Source organism: Mesorhizobium sp. WSM4844 (genome assembly GCF_055811775.1).
On sequence record NZ_JBVVQB010000181.1, the window covers coordinates 1 to 576 of the forward strand.

Consider the following 576-nt stretch of genomic DNA (forward strand, 5'->3'; position numbering starts at 1 on the left):
TCTGTTCACCAGCGCCTGCGGATGGGCAGTAAGCTCTCCCTTTGCCAAGCCAGTTAAAAGCTCGCGGAAGCCCTCGACTGCAGCCTCAAAACATTTGAGGTTCAAGCTCAACGCCGTGTCGGTGGGCGCAATTAACACTTGGCGCTTAGCCGCCACCTCACCCGAATTAACACCATCATCGATCCGATGCCACGTGATGGCATACTCGCTCTCCTGGGCCAGCAGCGCCCAGGACGTCGCGTGAGTTCCTGCATACCGTGGCAGTGGACCGTCGTGGAAATTGAAAGCACGTTGTCGCGCTCGCCCAAACACGTCCGGTGGCAATATAAGCGGATTGGCAACGGAGAAAATCCAATCCACCGGCTCCGCGTTCAGAAGAGAGCAGAGCTCGTCAACACTCGCAATACACGGGATACTGGCGCGAGCCGCCCAATCCGCGAATATAGCGTCGCCACATAGCACTGCGCGAATGTCGTGGCCCACCTCCATTGCCAGCTGCGCGCACCTAACTGCGACCGTACCATTGCCAACAAAGACGCTGGAGGAGATTGATCGCGCTGCAGGTTGTGGCCTATC

At 58.0% G+C, this 576-nt stretch carries 1 protein-coding gene; it reads right to left on the reverse strand.

Going from position 1 to position 576, the window contains the following annotated elements:
• Window positions 1–489: formyltransferase family protein (locus AC0L2A_RS36340; protein ID WP_473612996.1), on the reverse strand; the 489-nt coding region annotated here is incomplete at its 3' end.
• Window positions 490–576: the final 87 nt, after the last annotated feature.